We start from the raw sequence: 14,113 nt of genomic DNA, 5'->3' as shown, positions 1-14,113 counted from the left end.
TATGAAAGTTGCAAGTAAAAGTCGAAGTCGCAAGTAAAAGAGCCAAAGTCGCAAGTAAGAGAGAGAAAGTCGCAAGAAGGAGTGTGGAAGTCGCAAGTAAGAGTATGAAAGTTGCAAGTAAAAGTGTGGAAGTCGCAAGTAAAAGTCGAAGTCGCAAGTAAAAGAGCCAAAGTTGCAAGTAAAAGTGTGGAAGTCGCAAGTAAGAGGGTGAAAGTTGCAAATAAAAGTCGAAGTTGCAAGTAAGAGTGCCAAAATCGCAAGAAAGATTGTGGAAGTCGCAAGTAAAAGAGCCAAAGTTGCAAATAAAAGTCGAAGTCGCAAGTAAAAGAGCCAAAGTGGCAAGTAAGAGAGGCAAAGTTGCAAGTAAAAGAGCCAAAATCGCAAGTAAAAGAGCCAAAATCGCAAATAAGAACACCAAAGTCGCAAAAACCCCCCTCTAAATATCGCAACCATCCTCCCAAAATCGCCAAAACTAGTTTAAAGTCTATCAAAAAGGGGAATCAACTAATTAACCAAGGTATTGGTACTTAAGTGATTAAACCATTCAATTAAATAGAAAGAAAAACCCTCTATGATAGAGGGCTTTTCAACAAAACGTTATTATTTTACTGTCTCTGGTACACTCAAGCCTAATCCTTCAGCAACTTTTGTGCCGTATTCAGGATCTGCTTTGTAGAAGTGACCAATTTGACGAAGTTTGATTTCTTCTAATTCTACAGGTTTCATTGCGCCAACAATGTTTGCAACTAATCTTTCGCGTTCTTCTGTAGACATTAAGCGGTATAGGTCTCCAGCTTGCGTGTAATGATCGTTATGGTCATATGCAACACTTTCTGCTACTCCAGATACTGCGAATGGAGTTGTTTTGTTTTCAGGAGTTTCTTTTGGACCGCTAAAGCTATTTGGTTCGTAATAAACTGAACCACCACCATTGCCATCAAAACGCATTTGACCATCGCGTTGATAGTTATTTACTTCATTGCGAGGGCGGTTAATTGGTAGTGCATTATGGTTTGCGCCAACACGGTAACGATGTGCATCACTATAAGCAAATAAACGACCTTGTAGCATTTTGTCTGGTGAAACTTCTACACCAGGTACTAATGTTCCAGGAGAGAAAGTAGCTTGCTCTACTTCCGCAAAGTAGTTCTCTGGATTACGATTAAGCACCATACGTCCAACCTCGATTAAAGGATAATCTTTTTGTGACCATACTTTTGTTACATCGAATGGATCAAAACGATACGTATCTGCATCTTCTAATGGCATTATTTGAACATAAAGTGTCCAAGCAGGAAAGTCTCCTTTTTCAATCGCATTAAATAAATCCTCTGTATGATAATCAGGATTTTCCCCAGCAAGTTTAGCTGCTAAATTCACATCAAGGTTTTTAACCCCTTGTTCTGTTTTGAAATGATATTTTACCCACACGCCTTCTCCTTCTTCGTTCACCCATTTAAAGGTATGGCTCCCGAAACCATGCATATGACGAAGGGTTGCAGGAATACCGCGATCTGACATAAGAATGGATACTTGGTGTAAAGATTCAGGTGAATGCGACCAGAAATCCCATACAGCTGTTGGATTTTTTAAGTGTGTTTTTGGATCTCTTTTTTGTGTGTGAATGAAATCAGGGAATTTAATTGCATCGCGAATAAAGAATACAGGCGTATTGTTACCAACGATGTCGTAATTTCCGTCTTCTGTATAAAATTTCACTGCAAATCCACGTGGATCACGAACAGTATCAGCAGAACCTAATTCCCCAGCAACTGTTGAAAAACGAATGAACATTGGTGTTCTTTTACCTACTTCAGATAGGAAGTTAGCTTTCGTGTATTTTGTTAAGTCATTTGTCACTTCGAAATATCCATGAGCTCCAGCCCCTTTAGCATGAACCACACGCTCAGGCACACGTTCTCTATTAAAATGAGCTAATTTTTCAAGTAAATGGACATCTTGTATTAAAGTCGGTCCACGATGTCCAGCAGTTATGGAATTTTGGTTGTCCCCAACTGGTGCTCCCCAGCTAGTAGTTAATCGATTATTTGACATATAAAAATCACCTCATAATTTAGTTCTTTAGCATATGTATATTATAATATCATCTATAAATAAAAAATCAATATAATTTTATAATTATTATAAATAAGTTTTCAGAGGGAATAATATGATAGGGTTTTATATGCTAAGAAACAAGTAATACTTGACAATGAATAGATTTTATAGAAAAGGCTAATAGAGAAAAGAAATACATGAATGAGAATTAGGAAATATGCAAGAAGCTTATATATATGAATAGAAAATAGTTATATCCATAAATTTTATGAATGGTGTATCCGATTTATTCCTTATAATCTGCTAGGATAAAGACTGTATTTCCCTTATAATGAAAGAAAGATTTTCGTCGGAATAGATTATAGGGGGCTTTACTTCATGTTGCAAAAGGAATCAGGAAAACAGAAAAGTATTATACTAATTGGGTTTATGGGTGTAGGAAAAACAACGATTGGAAAGGCTTTAGCAAATAAACTCAAACGAGACTTTATAGATGTTGATCATCAATTAGAAAGAGAATATAACATGACAGTTACCGAAATTTTTCAATATCATGGAGAGGCGTTCTTCCGAAAAAAGGAGAAGGAGATGATTATTGCTTTATCCAAACAGACACAAAAAGTTATATCCCTTGGGGGAGGAGCTTTTTTACAAGAAGACATTCGGAAAAGCTGTCTTGAAAATGGTATCGTCTTATATTTAGACATGTCCTTTAAAGCGTGGAAGCAAAGAATTCCATTTATTATCGATAGCAGGCCAGTATTACAAGGGAAATCAGAGGAAGAGATAAAGAATTTATTTAATGAGAGAAAGGCAATCTATGTAAACCATCATTTGAAGGTGAAAATGGATGGGAAAGAGCTGGAGGAAATAGTAGAATCCGTAATAGATTCCTTGGATCTTGCTTAAATAATGATAGAGAAATTGGTTATTGGAGGGAAAAAGGTGAGTAAAAGCGTTAAAGTAAGAGATGTTTTCATTGGTGAGGGATTACCGAAAATATGTGTTTCCCTGATTGGTAGAACAGTCCAAGAGCTAAGGGAAGAGGCCGCCTTACTTAAGGAGCTTCCAATCGATATAATAGAATGGCGAAGTGATTATTTTGCAGAAGTAGATGAGATAGGCAGTGTGACAGAGGCTCTGCATCTAATAAGAAATACGATAGGAAATATTCCTTTACTATTTACTTTTCGCACAGCTAAAGAGGGTGGAGAAAGGTCGATAGAGAAGGAAGCATATTTTCATTTAAATAAAAATATGGTAGAAACAGGGCTGATTGATTTACTGGATATCGAATTATTTACGGAAGAAGATGCAATGAAGGAAGTTATCAAGCTGGCGCATTCCCATCAAATCGCTGTTATACTATCTAACCATGATTTTGAAAAAACACCATCGAAAGAGGAAATTATTTCTCGATTACAGAAAGCACAACAATTAGGTGCTGATATTCCAAAAATTGCAGTCATGCCTCAATCTGTTAAAGATGTTTTAACATTATTAGATGCAACGGCAACGATGAAGGAAATTGCTGCAGACCTACCAATTGTAACAATGTCAATGGGAGGAAAAGGGGCTGTAAGTAGAATGGCAGGAGAAATATTTGGTTCAGCTATTACGTTTGCATCAGCAAAAAAAGCATCAGCACCAGGGCAAATTCCAATTGAAGAATTAAGAAATATCTTAACTACTTTACATAAAAGTTTATCGTACTCTTAACGGACAGTAGGGTTCAACTACAAGCATAGGAGCATTCGAAAACGATAGTTTCAATTATCCATCAGTGGGGAGGAATTACCACCTTGTTGGAACTTTCCCTTTATGAAAAAGGATTTCGTTTCTAGGCGAAATTCTTTTTTTATAGATTAAATGGAATAGCAAGTTAAAGATTGTCCCAAATGAAAGAGAATCGTCTATAAAACTTGCTTAAAGAAAGAAAAAGTTGGTACACTCAAACTTAAAAGATAAACATTAACGGAGCTGTTGAAATTGAATGTAGACGAAAGATTAGCACAAACAAAAACATTTTTTGCAACCCAAAAAACATTGCCTTATACATTCCGGCTGCAGCAGATGGACAAATTGAGAAATGCTATTTTAGAAAATGAACAAAGATTAATAGAAGCTCTTCAGATAGATTTAGGAAAGCACCCTTTTGAGTCCTATACTTCGGAAATAGGTTTTGTGCTTAATAGCATACGTCACACAATGAAATGTCTTAAAAGATGGATGAAGCCTAAAAAAGTAAAGAGTACATGGAGTCTATTTCCTTCTAATGGACAGATACTTTTTGAGCCATATGGGACGGTTCTTATTATTGGTCCCTTTAATTATCCCTTTCAATTATTGATTGAACCATTAATTGGAGCAATTGCTGCAGGGAATTGCGCGATATTAAAGCCTTCCGAGCTTGTACCAACAGTTTCAGCTGTAGTAACAGATATAATTAATACTATTTTTGAACCTTCCTATATTTGTTCTGTGGAAGGTGGAGTGGAGACAAATCAAGCGCTACTACATGCTAACTTTGATTATATTTTCTTTACCGGTAGCACAAAGGTTGGAAAAATTGTAATGGAAGCAGCTGCCAAGCAATTAACGCCTGTTACACTAGAGCTAGGAGGAAAAAGTCCCGTTATTATTGATGAAACAGCTAATTTGAAGATTGCGGCCAAGCGCATAATATGGGGAAAGACATTAAATGCTGGTCAAACTTGTGTGGCACCAGATTATATTATGGTACATGAATCGGTCAAAGATCCATTAATCGCTGAGTTGAAAAATACATTATTGAATTATTTCGGAGAAAGGATTGAAGAGAAGGAAGATTTCGGCAGAATTGTGAGCGAGCGGCATTTTCTTCGCTTACGAGAAATGCTAGAAGCGGACCGGGAAGGGATTTTATTTGGAGGAAATAGTAATATCGAAACAAGCTTTATTGAACCAACTATTCTGGATGCTACATGGGCATCCGCTTCTATGCAAGAAGAAATCTTCGGTCCAATTTTACCTATATTATCCTATTCAAAATTAGACAAAGCAGTGGAAGCGATAAAAAAGCTAGATAAACCGCTGGCCCTTTATCTTTTTACAAATAGCAAAGATACAGAAGAAAAGGTGATCCATGCCATATCATCTGGCGGAGTTTCGATAAATGATGTACTGACACATATTGTTCCTCCTAACTTGCCTTTCGGAGGAGTTGGGGCATCAGGAATGGGAGCTTATCATGGCGAATATAGCTTTACTACTTTTTCGCATCAAAGAAGTGTGCTTAGAAAAAGTGTTAGAGTAGATATCCCGATTCTTTTCCCTCCGTATACCGAAAAAAAGGATAAATTGATTCGTAAAGTGCTCAAATAATAAGCGTTAGGAGGCTGATTTATTGATTAATACACTACTAGCAGAAGCAAAAATGTTTATTGAGACGGCATATAACGAACTGAATAAGTCTGGAGAAGAGATAGAAGAAAGACTTATACAAGTGGAACAAGCCATCAATGAAAAGGGATATTATGAGCATACAGAGGAAGAACTAATATATGGAGCTAAAATGGCTTGGCGAAACAGTAATCGCTGTATCGGTCGATTATTTTGGGAAAATCTACATGTGCTAGACAAACGACATCTTAACACGGAAGAAGCAATAAAAGAGGCATTGTTCCATCATATTGCCTATTCAACAAATGGAGGGAAAATAAAGCCAACGATTACTATTTTTCAGCAAGAGACAAGAAATTCCTCTATCCGAATATGGAATCATCAGCTTATACGTTATGCTGGTTATGAAACAGAGCATGGAGTTATTGGAGATTCGGACTCTATAGCTTTTACAAAAGAGTGTATAAAGCTAGGCTGGACGGGAGAGCAAACAAATTATGATATCCTTCCACTTGTCATTCAAGTAAATGAGCAAAAGCCGAAACTATATGAAATCCCAAACGACATTGTTTTAGAAGTCCCGATTCAACATCCTGATTATCGATGGTTTGAAGAATTAGGCTTACAGTGGTATGCTGTTCCAATTATTTCTAGTATGCGCCTTGAAATTGGTGGTATTTCTTATACAGCAGCACCATTTAACGGCTGGTACATGGGTACAGAGATTGGTGCAAGAAACTTAGCGGATGAGAATCGCTATAATATGCTACCAACGATTGGGGAATGGCTTGGTCTAAACCTGAAAAGGAACGCTACTCTGTGGAAAGATAAGGCTTTAGTGGAATTAAATATTGCTGTATTGGACTCTTTTCAAAAAGCAGGTGTAACAATTGTTGATCACCATACAGCAGCACAGCAATTTAAGATATTTGAAAATAAAGAGGCAGAAAAAGGGAGAGATATTACAGGCAATTGGGCATGGCTAATTCCACCGCTATCTCCTGCAACTACCCATATTTTTCATAAACGCTACAATAATGAAGGCAAAAAACCAAATTATTTTAATCAGAAATATCCTTTTAACGAAAAAAATTAGAGTGGAACGAAGATGTGGCTTAGTTCCCTCTAAATTCAGTAATACCAAATGTTTGATCATAGTTATAGCCATTAAAATAAATATCTAAGTCATGAAAATATCGATGCAGATTTCGCATAGCACTACGATCATCTTTTTCTGCTACAATCTGAGCATTTGCAGCGATATCTTTCATGTCTAGTTCTATTTCTTCATCGGAGACTTTAATGTCCTTTATCTCATCAAGAATGGAAAGTGCTGCTTCTTTCTGTTCTTCATAGCTTGTCGTTTCCAATCTTCCCCAACCTAATGTTTCATTATAAAAATCATGCCAAATAGAAATAAACGTGTGTCCGCTCGTTCCATCTGCTAAAGTGACAACTTCCTCATTGACAGGAGTATTAACTTTTTCCGTATCAAAAGATTCTTCTACTTCGGTAGATGCTCCCTTCACGACGGACCGCTCATTATTTGTTTGTAAGGGCGAATCACTGTCAAATAGTGTTTGTATGACAAAAAAGGAAGAAACGCCAATAGCAGTAACTGTTAGTAGGATAGCAATAGTCCAAGTCCAAAATTTCATCTGTAAAATATTCCCTCCTTTTGAAATACTCAACTATTAGTCTATCATTTGTAAAATATGAATTCAATGTTTCGAAATAAGTTACCGTATATAACGAATTTCTCTTTCAGCATGCATAAATTAACAGAGCTTGGATAAGGTAAAAAAAAAGGGGTGTTCGTATGGAAGGAGAAAGAGATTTACCTATAGAGTTTAGTAATCATATGCACCATGCGTTGAACCATTTACAAGATAAAATTGGCGAACTCCAGCGTACGATGGATGAAAAAAATTGCTGCATCTTGAATGACTTTGAAGAAGTAAATAAACAATTTAAAAGTATTCATCATAGTGCTGCTACCTTCTATTTACAATTATATTTAGAGCCATATACAGAGGATTTAGAAATTCTTACAGCATGTGCCCAAGTCTTATCAGAGAAACGTCATGGTGCACTAATTGCCATTAAACGTAATGATGAATTAGAAACACGTGTTCATTCAGGAATTCCTTTGCATGCAAAATTATCTCCGTCTCTATTAGAAGCAATATTCTATCCGGGTAATCCTTTGCACGATGGTGGGGTACTAATTGAGGAGAACGCTATTGTTTCAGCCGGAAATATTTTCCCTTCCTCTCTTCATTACAATGGGAAGGAAAAATTGGGGACAAGACACCGAGCAGCCATTGGTTTAAGTGAGATAACTGATGCATTAGTTATGGTCGTTTCCGAGGAAACAGGCAGAATATCGTTCGCCTTGGGGGGCGTTTTATATCCAATACAGCCTGGAGGAATAACAAGCTAGGATAGTGCTATCTTAAACTAGAGAAAAAAATTGCCCAAAAAGGGACTTAAATATCCCCTTTTGGCTATCAATTAATACTTGTCTTTTTCCTTTAAGCTATAGGATATTTTTCAAAGTTTCTTGCAGTGTACCTCTTGTTTCTGCATTTTGTTCGAAATGAATGCCAGCATGCACCATTTTTTTCACTAATTCTGGCCTTAATCCAGTCAGAATTGCTTTGCAACCCATCATTGAAATTCCTGCTAATATTTTTTCGAAGTAATCTATTACATCCATTTCCATTATGGCAATACCAGAAAGGTCTATAACTAATATTTGGATTTTGGATTCTCCTATATCATTTAGAACCTTTTCCTCAATTATTTTAATTCTGTATGAATCAATAAAACCGATTAACGGTAAAACAGAAATAGATTGTTTAATTGGAATAATTGGGACGGATAAATGTTCCACTACTTCTCTTTGTTTATGTAGCATTTCATCCTTGTAATGAGAATAGCTAAGAAAAAAGGTATTTAAAAATTGATCTATTTTTTCATTAAATAATTTTTCCATCCCGTAATAATCATCACGATTTTTCAATATATCTTTTTCCTCATCTATTATCCGTATAAAGTGCCATAACGTTCTTCTTATCGCTTGCACCCATTCAAGCTTTAATTCAAGTGTTAAAGAGTGTTTTGCCCATGCAATTCCTTCGACTTTCGCAAAAGAGATTAGTTCTGCTTCTTGTTGATCCACTGTATAAAAAATTAATTTTTTGGCGTTTTTTAATAAATCGATATTTCCTTTGTTCAAAATATCTGTAATTTTGGTGGAAACGTTTATTGCTTCAGTAAGAAGTTTTTGATTGAATGGTGTTTCATTTTCGTTAATGAAAGTTTTTAATTCTTCCTTTATGTAAGCTATTGTATTCATACAACTACTCCCCTGGATTAATTTAAGGTAGTAAAGCACTAATTTACACTAAAAATAATAACAAGAAGTATCTACCCTATTGTTAAGGTGATTAAACATATATTTTAGTTTAAAAGTATTTGGGAATATGGATAAAATTCCTTGCTGAAATGATAAAGGACATTACTAGAATCAAATGATAATAGATGGTAGTTTATACCAAGTAACATATTACTCATCAATGAAAAAAATAAAGTACTAAAAGGTGGTGCCTTAGGAACATTATTCAGACATAATTGATTTTTCTTATTATTTTCTCTTGTGTGTGATTTCCTTTAAAGATATAATAAAACTAACTTATAAAAGAAAAGAGGTGGGAAGGATGTTAAGTTCAACTGTTTTAGTGCAAGGTTATATGATGGAAAGTCTATATATTAACCGTGCAAAATTTGCGATGGTAGTTGTTAACGGGATAAGTATGCCCTTTTTTAAACAACTAAATAGCAAACTAAAACAGTGAAAACATCTCTTACCCACATCTCTATTTGGACGGTTAAAGGAGTGCATTTTCATGCACTCTTTTTTTAATGGCTTACCAAGTCATTTATTAATAGAAGGAACTAATGGCTCTTTCTAAAAGTACATTTAGAGGTATTTATATTTAATGGAAAAGTGTATCTGTCTTTTTCCTTAAATGTTGCTATGGAGAACTTTGTTTTCCATGGCTTTTTTGCGTTGCTAAAAAGTGGACTAAACCGTCCATGAAAGAGTCAGGGAAAAGAGATAATCATAGAAAAAGGAGCGAGCGGTATTATGATTATTTGCAGTGTCAATCATGTAGCGAAGATGTACGGAGGAAATACATTATTTGAAGACATATCATTAGAGTTAAAGGAAAAAGAAAGAGTTGGTCTAGTTGGTAGAAATGGGAGTGGGAAGACCACTTTATTTCGACTACTTGCAGGGCAGGAAACACCTGATGCTGGACAAATCCATTGGAAAAAAGGATTAAAGATTGGATATTTAGAACAAATTCCGGAATATGAACAATCTATGAAGGTGAAGGAAGTATTAAAAAAGGCATTTTCTGACCTTGAAACAATAGAAGGGAAGATAAAACAGATGGAACAGGAAATGGCGCAGGATATCAATCCAGAGCAGCTATTGCTATTAATGGAGGAGTATGGGAAATTGCAGGAGTATTTTACGAATGCTGGTGGATATGAAATGGAAGCAAAAATAGAGAAAATGGTTAATGGGCTAAAAATCGAGCAGTTGGTCATGAAAGAATATGGAGCTTTAAGTGGAGGTGAAAAAACAAAGGTTGGTTTAGCGATGCTACTCCTCCAAGAACCTGATTTTCTTTTATTGGATGAACCGACGAACCATTTGGATTTAATGGCAGTCGAGTGGCTTGGGAAATTTCTTCAGGATTATAATGGTACTATTTTAGTGGTTTCCCATGATCGCTACTTTTTAGATGAAGTGATTCAAAAGGTGGTAGATTTAGAAGATGGGGAAGTAACAACCTACTATACTAATTTTACAAATTTTACAAAGGAAAAGGAAGAAAGGCTTTTAAGAGAGTTTCAGGCATATGAGGAACAGCAAAAGAAAATCAAGAAAATGAGAGAAGCAATCAAACGACTTCGTGAATGGGCGAATCGGGCGAATCCGCCTAATGAAGGATTGCATAAGCGAGCGAGAAATATGGAAAGGGCTATCGAAAGAATGGAAAAACTAGCTCGCCCCATTATAAATAGAAAGAAAATGAATTTTGACATGGAAGCAAGTGACCGAAGTGGGAAGGATGTTATTCAGCTGAAGAATGTCTCAAAAAGCTTTGGCGATCAACTATTGTTTCAACAAGTTCAAATGCAAATAAGCTATAAAGACAGAGCGGCAATTATTGGAGAGAATGGATCGGGGAAATCAACTTTGTTGAAGATGATTCTTCAACAAATGGAGCCAGATATAGGAGAAGTTAAAATGGGAAGTAACGTGAAAATTGGCTATCTTTCTCAGCATGTATTAATGGAAATGGAAGAGGAAACAGTGATCGAAGCTTTTCGAAATGAAGTGCATGTGACAGAGGGGGAGGCACGGCATATTTTAGCTCAATTTCTCTTTTACGGTTATTCCGTTTTTCGAAAGGTCAGCAATTTAAGTGGAGGAGAAAGAATGAGGCTTCGCTTAGCCCAGCTTATGTATCAAGAAATCAATCTATTAATTCTAGATGAGCCAACCAATCATTTAGATATAGAGTCCCGTGAAGTATTAGAAGAGGCTTTAGAAGATTTTGATGGCACGATTCTTGCGGTTTCCCATGATCGCTATTTTCTAAATAAGCTATTTCAAAAGATTTATTGGATTCAAACAAAGGAAGTTCACTATTTTGAAGGGAACTACACGTATGCACGCGAAAAGTCGACGGAAAGACAAACGTCCAAGAATCTACAAACTAATCCAGTAAAATCAAAAAAAGAGAAGAAGGCCACAATTAAGGAAAAACAGGAGAGGGAAGCTTCTTTTAATCAAATTCAATTGGAAAAGGAAGTAGAACGATTGGAAAAAAAGATTTCAGAATTAGAGAAAATAATGGAAATAGAAACGGATTGGGGTAAATTGGAGCAGTTGTTTTCTAAAAAGGAGGAGCTTGAAAGACAGTGGGAGGAGCTATATGGACTTATGAATCGTAAGTAAAAAGGAGAAAGGCTGTCAATCATTCAGCCTTTCTCCTTTTTTATAAACTATCTGCACAACGTTTACGAATATACCCTTTATCTTTATGGTAAAGGACTAATGCGACGATTAGAATAATTGCCGATACCCATATGGCTTTATTGCCAAATTGAGTGGTTGTAAAGGTACCAAGTAATGCCCCAAATAAAAAGGAGCCGATAATAATGGAAAACTCTTTAAATTGGATCTTCGCTTCTTGACTTTGTTTTGTAAAAGCAGCATAAGCGGCTTGAGTTGCAGTTCTTAGATTCCCAGTAGTCATTGTTGAATTATATGCCCATTTATCTAACTTGTTAAATGTTGATATTTGTAAAGAAGATACAAATGAGATGCTGGTTGTAACAATGATATTCGGAACAGATGTTGGCAAGAATCCGACTATAATTAAGACGATACATTCTAAAATAAGGATTGATCGTCTATAGCTGTATAGGATTTCCCTTAGAGATGGTATTTTGACAATTTCAGAAACCAAGACTCCTAAGACAAAGGCTATTAATGGCGGGATATAATGAAGGGATTCCACCCATTCACCTGTTGCAGCGTTTACTGCGAATAAAACGATATTCCCTGTTTGTGCATTGGCAAATACACCGTCTCTACTAATAAATGTATAAGCATCTAAAAAACCACCAACTATTCCTAATAAAGAAGCTAGGAATACGGAATTAGAAGATAAGGAAGGTATTGGTTTGATTTTATCAATCATGAATAATTACGCTCCTTGAAGGATAATTCTTTCCAGTAAAAATACTTAGGAAAAACATATCTATCTTATCATAAATTATCATAAGTGTATTTGAACAAAATCCAAATTTTTTTAGCGATAAGTTCTTTTCTTAAACAAAAGGAGTGGATACTTGCAATTTGTCGTAATATACAAAATGAAAAATGTCAATTACTCTATTAAATTTCGAATGTAAATTTTTCGTAAATAAATATTAATTTCGTGTAAATAATATTCTGGAATAGTGTAAATTCTTGTCGGATGTTGTTATGATAACTTGGTATATGTCTTAAAAGAATTAGGTTTTAGGGGGACAAACTTTTGGAAATTAATTATCAACTCAACTTTCGCAGAGTGATATCGGCAAATAAGCCTTGATATAATTAGGAAGGCCAGCGATCCACTGTTCAAGTTGACTTTGAATTATTTTTTTGATTTTCTTATTCGTTTGTTTAAGTGCATCTTGAAGAAGCTCGATCAATTGCTGTAATGCGACAGCCCAATCAAGTTCATTTACTTCATCGCATAATTCGTAAAACAGACCACCTATTGTGCGTTGATCGGTATTACAGCGATTCTGCCACGACAGAACGATAAAACGAGAAAACACAATCGTTGTATGGCAAATAAGCGCGTCATATGAACGGCTTTGGAATTCTTTTTCAAGTTTCAAAAGAGATTTGGCCGCCTTAAAGAATACCTCGATATCCCAGCGCATTCCATAGATTCGGACGATCTCCTGTTCTGAAAGAGTGCAGTCTGTGCTGAGGATGGCAAGCCAGTCGCTTTTCTTATTTCTGTTTTGAATGAATACCACTTTAATTGGTGTTCCATTAGCCATGATCGTATGGATGGAACGAAGAATTCCTTTCTTGGATTGAATGGGTCCAGCTAGGCGGTATAGTTGCTTTAAAGAAACCATCTCCCCGTTTACGTTATAACGTTGTTTTGTTTCTTTGACCATACCAATTACGTCTAATCCTTGATCCACAATAGACTTTACAAGTGGTGGCAATGTAAACCAAGAATCCATAAGGACATAACTTGCATCTATCCCATTGGCTAATGCACGTTTAATCATGTCAGGAACTTGTTCAGGCTCAGTTTGTAATGCATTTTCTCGACGCTTGTATCCACAAGTACGTTTATCAATTTTTTCAGAGATACCATTGATTTGAGACTTTTTTGAACTGACTAAAGAAAAGTCAATTGGCATAAATGTATAGCCATCTGACCAGCCCAAAGTGAGCATACGAAACCCCTTAAAGAAACGCATTTTCAGGGAAGCATGATCAAAACAACGAGCGAGAAGCTCTACCTTTTTACTACGATTTCGGTCATACGCAGAATCATCGATAATCAGTACTTTTGGACGCTCTTTATTCGTAAGGCGAGTCACCTTTTGAATAGTAAAAATGCTCAACAGTAGTAAGAAACGGCGCCAATTAAAAGTTGATTGGTTTAAAAAGCGATAGACGGCATCTTTGGCTGGAAACTGATCGGCTTTCTTTGAATCAAGAAGTGAAAACCAATTTTTGTGCTGGAAAATCAAACAGAAAACAAGCTGAAATAAGTAGGAACAGCTGAAACCGAAGGATTTTTTAATTCCTGCTTGGCGCAGGTGTTTATTCATTTCAAGCTCAGAAAAAACCGAATTAAGTTCTTTTGGTAGTTGATTGTTTTGGCTATTTTGGTCTATCATATAGGGAGCACCTCTTCTGTATGGTAGTGTTTTCTCTACAATTACACTATACCAAAGAATGAGGTGTTATTTCATTTTATTAAACACTGTCAAGCAACATATTTAATAGACCATAGACGCAATACAACTAACGATTTGCACTTATTTTTTTGGTGCGAAAGTT

The 14,113-nt window shown here is 35.9% G+C and carries 14 protein-coding genes; 9 read left to right on the top strand and 5 right to left on the bottom strand.

Annotation, left to right across the window (positions count from 1 at the left end; translation table 11 throughout):
* The first annotated feature begins 8 nt into the window (after positions 1 to 8).
* Entirely contained in the window at positions 9 to 161 is a 153-nt protein-coding gene (locus ADJ83_RS25720) for a hypothetical protein (protein ID WP_155986772.1), read from the top strand.
* Between the two features lie 196 nt (positions 162 to 357).
* Positions 358 to 531, top strand: coding sequence for a hypothetical protein (locus ADJ83_RS25715; protein ID WP_160314263.1), 174 nt, complete (start codon positions 358 to 360; stop codon positions 529 to 531).
* Positions 532 to 600: 69 nt separating this feature from the next.
* On the opposite strand, the gene katA is transcribed toward ADJ83_RS25715, so the two are convergent.
* Positions 601 to 2,055: a catalase KatA gene (katA, locus tag ADJ83_RS17455; protein ID WP_031538918.1), complete on the bottom strand. Its 1,455-nt coding sequence runs from the start codon at positions 2,053 to 2,055 to the stop codon at positions 601 to 603.
* Positions 2,056 to 2,436: 381 nt separating this feature from the next.
* On the opposite strand from katA, the gene ADJ83_RS17450 reads away from it, so the two are divergent.
* From ADJ83_RS17450 to ADJ83_RS17435, 4 genes are all read left to right on the top strand, one after another.
* Positions 2,437 to 2,967 carry a shikimate kinase gene (locus ADJ83_RS17450; protein ID WP_031538917.1) on the top strand — a complete coding sequence of 177 codons (531 nt, stop codon included), beginning with the start codon at positions 2,437 to 2,439 and terminating at the stop codon, positions 2,965 to 2,967.
* Positions 2,968 to 3,003: 36 nt separating this feature from the next.
* Complete coding sequence (aroD, locus tag ADJ83_RS17445) at positions 3,004 to 3,777, top strand: type I 3-dehydroquinate dehydratase (protein ID WP_031538916.1); 774 nt, start codon at positions 3,004 to 3,006, stop codon at positions 3,775 to 3,777.
* Positions 3,778 to 4,047: 270 nt separating this feature from the next.
* On the top strand, positions 4,048 to 5,421 hold the full coding sequence (locus ADJ83_RS17440) for an aldehyde dehydrogenase (protein ID WP_031538915.1): 1,374 nt from the start codon (positions 4,048 to 4,050) through the stop codon (positions 5,419 to 5,421).
* 22 nt (positions 5,422 to 5,443) lie between these two features.
* The gene (locus ADJ83_RS17435) at positions 5,444 to 6,535 is read left to right on the top strand and encodes a nitric oxide synthase oxygenase (protein ID WP_081836694.1); all 1,092 of its coding nucleotides are present in this window, start codon (positions 5,444 to 5,446) and stop codon (positions 6,533 to 6,535) included.
* A gap of 19 nt (positions 6,536 to 6,554) precedes the next feature.
* Here the strand turns inward: ADJ83_RS17435 and ADJ83_RS17430 are convergent, their stop codons facing one another.
* A complete protein-coding gene (locus ADJ83_RS17430) occupies positions 6,555 to 7,097 on the bottom strand; it encodes a hypothetical protein (RefSeq protein WP_048718533.1) in 543 nt (180 codons plus the stop codon).
* A 161-nt stretch (positions 7,098 to 7,258) separates the two neighbouring features.
* Between ADJ83_RS17430 and cdaS the strand changes: the two genes are divergently transcribed.
* Entirely contained in the window at positions 7,259 to 7,882 is a 624-nt protein-coding gene (gene cdaS, locus ADJ83_RS17425; RefSeq protein ID WP_031538911.1) for a sporulation-specific diadenylate cyclase CdaS, read from the top strand.
* Between the two features lie 96 nt (positions 7,883 to 7,978).
* On the opposite strand, the gene ADJ83_RS17420 is transcribed toward cdaS, so the two are convergent.
* Positions 7,979 to 8,800 (bottom strand): STAS domain-containing protein, encoded by an 822-nt coding sequence (locus ADJ83_RS17420; RefSeq protein WP_031538910.1) that lies wholly within the window; start codon positions 8,798 to 8,800, stop codon positions 7,979 to 7,981.
* Positions 8,801 to 9,161: 361 nt separating this feature from the next.
* Here ADJ83_RS17420 and ADJ83_RS25895 point away from each other — a divergent pair, with 361 nt between their 5' ends.
* Both ADJ83_RS25895 and abc-f read left to right on the top strand, forming a co-directional pair.
* Positions 9,162 to 9,299: an RAxF-45 family protein gene (locus ADJ83_RS25895; RefSeq protein ID WP_192840959.1), complete on the top strand. Its 138-nt coding sequence runs from the start codon at positions 9,162 to 9,164 to the stop codon at positions 9,297 to 9,299.
* A 293-nt stretch (positions 9,300 to 9,592) separates the two neighbouring features.
* Positions 9,593 to 11,482, top strand: a complete 1,890-nt coding sequence (gene abc-f, locus ADJ83_RS17415) for a ribosomal protection-like ABC-F family protein (protein ID WP_031538908.1) — start codon at positions 9,593 to 9,595, stop codon at positions 11,480 to 11,482.
* 40 nt (positions 11,483 to 11,522) lie between these two features.
* On the opposite strand, the gene ADJ83_RS17410 is transcribed toward abc-f, so the two are convergent.
* Both ADJ83_RS17410 and ADJ83_RS17405 read right to left on the bottom strand, forming a co-directional pair.
* Entirely contained in the window at positions 11,523 to 12,230 is a 708-nt protein-coding gene (locus ADJ83_RS17410) for a YoaK family protein (RefSeq protein WP_031538907.1), read from the bottom strand.
* A gap of 358 nt (positions 12,231 to 12,588) precedes the next feature.
* Entirely contained in the window at positions 12,589 to 13,950 is a 1,362-nt protein-coding gene (locus ADJ83_RS17405) for an IS4 family transposase (RefSeq protein ID WP_048717268.1), read from the bottom strand.
* Positions 13,951 to 14,113 lie beyond the last annotated feature (163 nt).

The organism is Bacillus sp. 522_BSPC, from assembly GCF_001076885.1.
Classification (GTDB): domain Bacteria; phylum Bacillota; class Bacilli; order Bacillales; family Cytobacillaceae; genus Niallia; species Niallia hominis.
The sequence above is the reverse complement of the archived record's forward strand: the minus strand, read 5'-3'. Positions and strand labels throughout refer to the sequence as shown.

What these genes read in the sequence shown, in the direction of transcription:
- katA (WP_031538918.1), bottom strand. Translation starts at nt 2,055, where the DNA reads ATGTCAAATAATCGATTAACTACTAGCTGGGGAGCACCAGTTGGGGAC.
- ADJ83_RS17450 (WP_031538917.1), top strand. Translation starts at nt 2,437, where the DNA reads ATGTTGCAAAAGGAATCAGGAAAACAGAAAAGTATTATACTAATTGGG.
- ADJ83_RS17430 (WP_048718533.1), bottom strand. Translation starts at nt 7,097, where the DNA reads ATGAAATTTTGGACTTGGACTATTGCTATCCTACTAACAGTTACTGCT.
- cdaS (WP_031538911.1), top strand. Translation starts at nt 7,259, where the DNA reads ATGGAAGGAGAAAGAGATTTACCTATAGAGTTTAGTAATCATATGCAC.
- ADJ83_RS17420 (WP_031538910.1), bottom strand. Translation starts at nt 8,800, where the DNA reads ATGAATACAATAGCTTACATAAAGGAAGAATTAAAAACTTTCATTAAC.
- ADJ83_RS25895 (WP_192840959.1), top strand. Translation starts at nt 9,162, where the DNA reads ATGTTAAGTTCAACTGTTTTAGTGCAAGGTTATATGATGGAAAGTCTA.
- abc-f (WP_031538908.1), top strand. Translation starts at nt 9,593, where the DNA reads ATGATTATTTGCAGTGTCAATCATGTAGCGAAGATGTACGGAGGAAAT.
- ADJ83_RS17410 (WP_031538907.1), bottom strand. Translation starts at nt 12,230, where the DNA reads ATGATTGATAAAATCAAACCAATACCTTCCTTATCTTCTAATTCCGTA.
- ADJ83_RS17405 (WP_048717268.1), bottom strand. Translation starts at nt 13,950, where the DNA reads ATGATAGACCAAAATAGCCAAAACAATCAACTACCAAAAGAACTTAAT.